At 61.4% G+C, this 5683-nt stretch carries 7 protein-coding genes; 5 read left to right on the forward strand and 2 right to left on the reverse strand.

From position 1 onward, the window contains the following. Window positions 1-877: catalase (locus ACE04F_RS12010; protein ID WP_486106927.1), on the reverse strand; the 877-nt coding region annotated here is incomplete at its 3' end. Window positions 878-908: 31 nt separating this feature from the next. Next, window positions 909-2714 carry a di-heme-cytochrome C peroxidase gene (locus tag ACE04F_RS12015; protein WP_486106929.1) on the reverse strand — a complete coding sequence of 602 codons (1806 nt, stop codon included), beginning with the start codon at window positions 2712-2714 and terminating at the stop codon, window positions 909-911. Between the two features lie 270 nt (window positions 2715-2984). Between ACE04F_RS12015 and bamJ the strand changes: the two genes are divergently transcribed. The 5 genes from bamJ to ACE04F_RS12040 all read left to right on the forward strand — a co-directional run bounded on the left by bamJ (window position 2985) and on the right by ACE04F_RS12040 (window position 5663). Continuing rightward, window positions 2985-3698, forward strand: coding sequence for a BamJ family beta-barrel-assembly machinery protein (gene bamJ, locus ACE04F_RS12020; RefSeq protein WP_305499483.1), 714 nt, complete (start codon window positions 2985-2987; stop codon window positions 3696-3698). Window positions 3699-3986: 288 nt separating this feature from the next. After that, a complete protein-coding gene (locus ACE04F_RS12025; protein ID WP_305499485.1) occupies window positions 3987-4442 on the forward strand; it encodes a YkvA family protein in 456 nt (151 codons plus the stop codon). Window positions 4443-4554: 112 nt separating this feature from the next. Beyond that, window positions 4555-4893 (forward strand): helix-turn-helix domain-containing protein, encoded by a 339-nt coding sequence (locus ACE04F_RS12030; RefSeq protein WP_486106932.1) that lies wholly within the window; start codon window positions 4555-4557, stop codon window positions 4891-4893. Continuing rightward, window positions 4890-5261 (forward strand): hypothetical protein, encoded by a 372-nt coding sequence (locus ACE04F_RS12035; protein WP_003179080.1) that lies wholly within the window; start codon window positions 4890-4892, stop codon window positions 5259-5261. The genes ACE04F_RS12030 and ACE04F_RS12035 overlap by 4 nt, the downstream gene beginning before the upstream one ends. Further along, window positions 5262-5663, forward strand: coding sequence for an SEL1-like repeat protein (locus ACE04F_RS12040; RefSeq protein ID WP_486106934.1), 402 nt, complete (start codon window positions 5262-5264; stop codon window positions 5661-5663). The last annotated feature ends 20 nt before the right edge of the window (window positions 5664-5683 follow it).

The following is a 5683-nucleotide window of genomic DNA, read 5'->3' on the forward strand; positions in this document are numbered from 1 at the left end:
CCTGACGCTGGATCTGCAGCACAAACCACGCCGGCACACGGTCTGTGGATAACTGCTGAGTCAGTGCGCTGCGCAAGAAATTCGGCAGGTCCTGGTTCTGCTTGGGCAGGGTGTAGGCTGGGCAGCTGTCCGGATCCGGCGCGACGCGAAACTTGGCATTGGCCGCGCCGAACTTGTACGGCGATACCGAGAAATAGGTGGTCTGGGTCGGGCTTGCCGGAGGCGGGGAGAGTGTCGCCAGGGCGATGAACAGATGACGGATCTGCCAGCTGCGTGGGTCCAGGCTCGGAAAGAAAGCCATCGCCTTTTTTCCGTCAGCCTGGGCCGCCACGTTCTGACGGTATTCGGCGACATCGCTGACAAAGAAGTTCGGATGATTGAACATCACAAAGTCCTGCTCGCCCTTCGATTGCCGGTCAGCGAGCAATTGTTTGCCAGGCACATCCAGCAGCTTGATGGCCATCCCTCGCGCATCGCGCAGGCTGTCGAACTGTGGATAGGCATTGCCGTTGGACAGGCGGATCGTCGCCTGCCAGGTCTTGCCCGGTTCGGCGAATACGCCTTGGCGCAGCGCTGCCGGCAGATCACCGGGCACCTGGACTTCGGCCATCACGCAGCCGTGGGCCTTGGCATGGGCATCGCGCAGGTAGCGCGTGCCTTCGCGGTGCTGGTCGACGATGCGGATGGCGGTCTGGATGATGTCCTGGGTCATGGCGCTTTCGCCGGGCGGTATCTGTTCGCTGTCCGGGACCGGCCCACTGTGTTGCCAGGCGAACCAGGCCGTGGCCAGGGCCCAGCCGAGCAGGCCGATGCCCAGCAGCCAGAGGAGCGTCTTGCCCAGAAAGGCGCCGAGGCGCAGCCAGAGCTTTATGAGCATGGTGCAATCCTTTTACCTGAAAGATTCATCATCACAGTTGCGACTCCAGCGGTCCGCCCAGCACCTTCAAGTACTCCAGCAACGCCCAGCGCTCCTGCGGTTGCAGCAAACGGCCGATGACCCCATTGCCTCGCTCGCCAGCGCGGAATTCATGGCCGCTGTTATGGTTGCCAGTGAGGCGGGTGTCGAACAGGAAGGCATTGGCAAACGCTTCGGTGCGATAGCCCAAGTGCTGCGGGTCGTACTCGAAGCTGCCTTTATAAAAGGTGGTGGCCCGCTCGGCCTGCGGCGAGAGCAACTGGTAGATGGTCGGCACCGAGCCGTTGTGCAGGAACGGCGGTGTGGCCCACACGCCGGCCAACGGCCGGGCCTTGTAGGCGCGTAATTCACGGACGCCGATGGGCAGGCCGAAACCGTCCAGTGCCGGACGTTCCACCGGCGTGACGCCGGCATCCCGGTAAGCGCGGTTTTCGACGAATGCCGTGACGTAGGCCAACCCCTTGGCGACCGAGATCTGGCTGAGGTCCAGTGGCTCTGTCGGGGCGGGGTGCAGTTGCACTTCCAGCTTCGCCAGTTCGGCCGGGTCCCATTGCAGGCTGGTCAGGTTGAAACGGTGATCGGCAATATTGTTCGCGGTGCCCGGGTCGGTGCCGATCACCTTCACTGGCAGCATATGCAACTGTTGCACTGGCCGGTCAGGTCCCTGGACGACTTTGGGCACGTGGCAACCGGCGCAATTTTCCTCGAATAGCGTCTTGCCCTTTGCCGCCAGGGGCTTGTCAATCGAACCCAGCAACGCTTCCGGCCATACGGGTGGCTTGAGCAGTTGCAAGGTCTCTTCAATCTTGTTCAGGTCGCGCACCCGCACGCTGGAAGGGTAGCGCGCATCGCCTTGCAGCGGCTTGCCCTGGGCATCGAAGAAACTCAACGTGGCGCCAACCCCCAGCGCCTCGCCGACGTTGCGGGCCATCGGTTGCTGCGCCGAACCGTTCCACTGTACCCAGTCGAACGTCCACATTTCCCACAGCTGTGGGTAATCCACCGGTGCGTTGGCGACCCGGTAGTTTTCCGCCGAAATGGCATCGCCAAAGCTGGCATTCGCGATACGGCCAAAGGCGTCGGTACGGCCCGGTCCTTCCTCGGTGGGGTAGAGGCCGCGATGGGTGTCGTTCCAGGCCGTGCGCAGGAACGCATTCAGGGAAACCTTGAAGGCCGTGCGCAACTCTTCATGGCGAGCGTCATAGTCATTGCCCAGCACTTGGCGGGCGAAGCGTTCGAATTTCCATGGGTTGTAGTAGGTCGAGGCGAGACTTGCCACCAATGCCTGTCCGAAACTGCCGCCGCGCAATGTCGGAACAGTCGATGGCAATACGTGTTGAGCCGAACCGCCATCGATCCGGATCGCCTGGCCCTTGAAATGCAATTCGCCGGTGTGGCAGGCGGCGCAGGTGATGTCGAGGTATTGCTCGTTACTGCCGGCGTTCTGGTGTCGGGTGAAGCCCACCGGTAAGTTGCCGGGGTTCAGCGGCGTGGCTTTCTGCGCCGGATCGACCAGGAAACCGAAGCGCGCCAGGTATTCCGGCGAAGCGAAGCGCTGTTGCGAGAACGGCAGTTCAAGCGCGGTGAACCACTCGTAACGCAGGCCTTTGACCTGGGTGCCCTGGGGCGTGAAATAGTAAGTCTGTCGCTCGGCGGCGCTCCATTGGTCCAGGTAGTGCACCTGTTGGACAGGCGTGTAGGCCGGCAGGCGCGGGTTGGCCACGTAATAAAGCACCACGGCGACGACCACGATGACCAGCGCGAGGATCAGCAATAAAAAGCGAGAGAGGAGGCGCACGGTTTACGTCCTTGTTTTTTTAATATGCCCTTATGCCTCAGTGCCGCTTGGCCGGCAAGTGGCCATTACCCCATGGCTGTGGGTAGAGGGCGATCTGGCGGTCTGTGAAACAGATGACAGATGCTTCATCTGCCGAAGATCAAAAAGCGTTTGCCGACCTGAACTTATCATCACTTTGTGGCTCACATGCCGGTAGCCATTGGTCGTGGCCGCCTGATAAGCTCGCGGCTTTACTCGATTGCCCTTTAGGCGCATGAACAAGGAAATAGCATGAAACAGCATCGGTTGGCGGCGGCGGTAGCCCTGGTTGGCCTGGTACTCGCGGGTTGTGACTCGCAGACCAGCGTGGAGCTGAAAACCCCGGCGCAGAAAGCTTCCTACGGTATTGGCCTGAACATGGGCAAAAGCCTGGCTCAGGAAGGTATGGATGACCTGGACTCCAAAGCAGTCGCCCAGGGCATCGAAGATGCCGTCGGCAAGAAAGAACAGAAGCTGAAAGACGAAGAACTGGTCGAAGCCTTTGCCGCACTGCAAAAACGTGCCGAAGAGCGCATGGCCAAGATGAGTGAAGAGTCGGCAGCCGCCGGCAAGAAATTCCTTGAGGAAAACGGCAAGAAGGCCGGCGTTACCACCACCGCTTCCGGCCTGCAGTACGAAGTGGTCAAGAAGGCCAGCGGCGCGCAGCCTAAGCCGACCGACGTGGTAACCGTTCACTACACCGGCAAGCTGACCAACGGCACTGTGTTCGACAGCTCCGTGGAACGTGGCAGCCCAATTGACCTGCCGGTCAGCGGCGTGATTCCGGGTTGGGTTGAAGGCCTGCAATTGATGCACGTCGGCGAGAAGTACAAGCTGTACATCCCGAGCGACCTGGCCTACGGCGCTCAGAGCCCGAGCCCGGCCATCCCGGCCAACTCGGTCCTGGTATTTGACCTTGAGCTGCTGGCAATCAAGGATCCGGCTAAAGAAGGCGCAGCCAAGTAATCGCGCCTGTCTTGACGAAAACGCCTCGCTTTTTGCGGGGCGTTTTTATATCTGGCTTTCGGCAAGACAAAAAAACCGAACGCGCAGGGCAAGCTACAGTCATAGGCAGTACAGCGCTGTGCTGGTTGCGGTCGACCCGTCGGGTAGGTGGTTGCCGATTATTTATGTGAGTAAAAAACGCCCGATCTAAGCCCGACCCTTATGAAACGGGGGGCGCAGCGTTGAAATGCAGCTCTGTTCACAAGGTTATCCACAATTTGTGTGGATAACATTTCAGTGGGAGAAAAAATGAAGGCCCCGTGGAATTTTGCCCGATTTCTGCCCTTGGCGGGACGGCTCCTGGCCCGCGGCAGACTGCCCACGCTGCTGTTCGCGGTTGCGAGCAAGGGCGCCCGGGAGGGCGGTCGCCTCGGTAAGCTCAAGGAGGACCTGCGTCTGCTACAGGCTTTGTGCCTGGCTTACTGGCGGGGCGAATACCGCGCTGTCAGTGCCAAATCGATGCTCTCGGTGGTAGCGGGCCTCATGTATTTCCTCAGCCCGCTGGATGCGATCCCCGACTTGCTGCCCATGCTGGGCATGTTCGACGACATCGCGGTGCTGGCCTGGATCATGAAAACCCTCGACGACGAGCTAGGCGCCTTCCGTGCCTGGCGTGAGCAGCAGTCGCCGGAGAAGCTCGCGCGAGTGGAAAGGCTTCCCGACACCCCGGAACAACTCCAGCTGCAAGGGCCGAAAAAAACCTGATCCGGCCCGTTTCCCTGCGAGACTTCATCGCCCCGCGACCTTAGCTGCTATTAGGATTACACTTCCAAGGAAAAAGCTGACTCGCTAAGTGTCGTTGTCCTACGGGGTAATCATGGATATTCAAATAATCACGCGCGACGGAGAGCCCGAGTACGCGGTTTTGCCGTGGGATCAGTACCAGGCGCTGCTCAAGGCCGCCGGCGTCAATCAAGCACCGCTGGAAGCCACGGTCCGCCATGCAGCGGCGCCCGGCCAGGTTCTCCCTGGCCTGGATCAACTACGCAGTTTGCGCGAAGGGAAGGGCATCGCCATCGAGGCGCTGGCCCGCACGGTAGGCATCAGCCCGTCTTATCTGGCCATGATCGAAAGCGGCGAGCGTCAGCCCGATGCCGCGATCAAGCGCAGTCTGGCCTGGGAACTGACGGTGCCGGGTTGGAGGGATGAATTGTGAGTGTACGCATCAGTCGGCAACATTGGGACGGGTTGTTGGGTGAGTTGGACCAGGCGCGTCGCCAGCGCCATCTATTGACGTACCGCGCCTTGCTGGAACGCTTGCAGCTGCCCAGCCCGGCCATGCAGACCTTGACCGCCGCACTCGAACATCTGGCGGCGCTGGACGCCCGGGCTGAACAGCCACTGCGCAGTTCGTTGGTCATCAGCCAGGGGGCCAGTCGCCTGCCACGCACCGGTTTTTTCGAATGTGTTGAACGCCTCGGGCGCTTTTCCGGCCCCTCCGACGGCGTCGCCGCCGCATCCTGGCACGCATCGGAAGTGGTCCGGGTGTTCGAATACGAGTACCCCGAATCGGCGGAGGCCTGAGTGCTCTGGCGGATCAAGGCCCGGGCCGGTTATTGGCTGGCGCGCCGGCTGTTCCATTGGCCATGGTTGGTTCGGCAGCCGCGGGGCTGGGCCTGGCTTGAAGGCCAGTTCGCGCGCATGGCGAACCTGGGCGACGTCGGCGCCCAGAGCTTCTACGGACATATCCTGACGTTTCGCGGCCAAGGGCTCGGCGCACGGGAAGAAGGCATTCGCCTGCTGCGCCTGGCGGCACTGGCCGGTGACGGCAAGGCCGCTTACCAGGTCGGCGTCATCAGCTTGGCAGGTTCTACCACCAAGGCGCCGGATCCGGACGAAGCGGCGCGTTGGTGGACCTTGGCCGCGAAGGCCGGGCACCCGCTGGCCGAGATCAAGCTCAAGACGCTCGAGAGCAAGGAACCCTGAAACCGCTCGTGGCGAGGGGG

The sequence above is a fragment of the Pseudomonas sp. AGC41 genome (assembly GCF_057334555.1).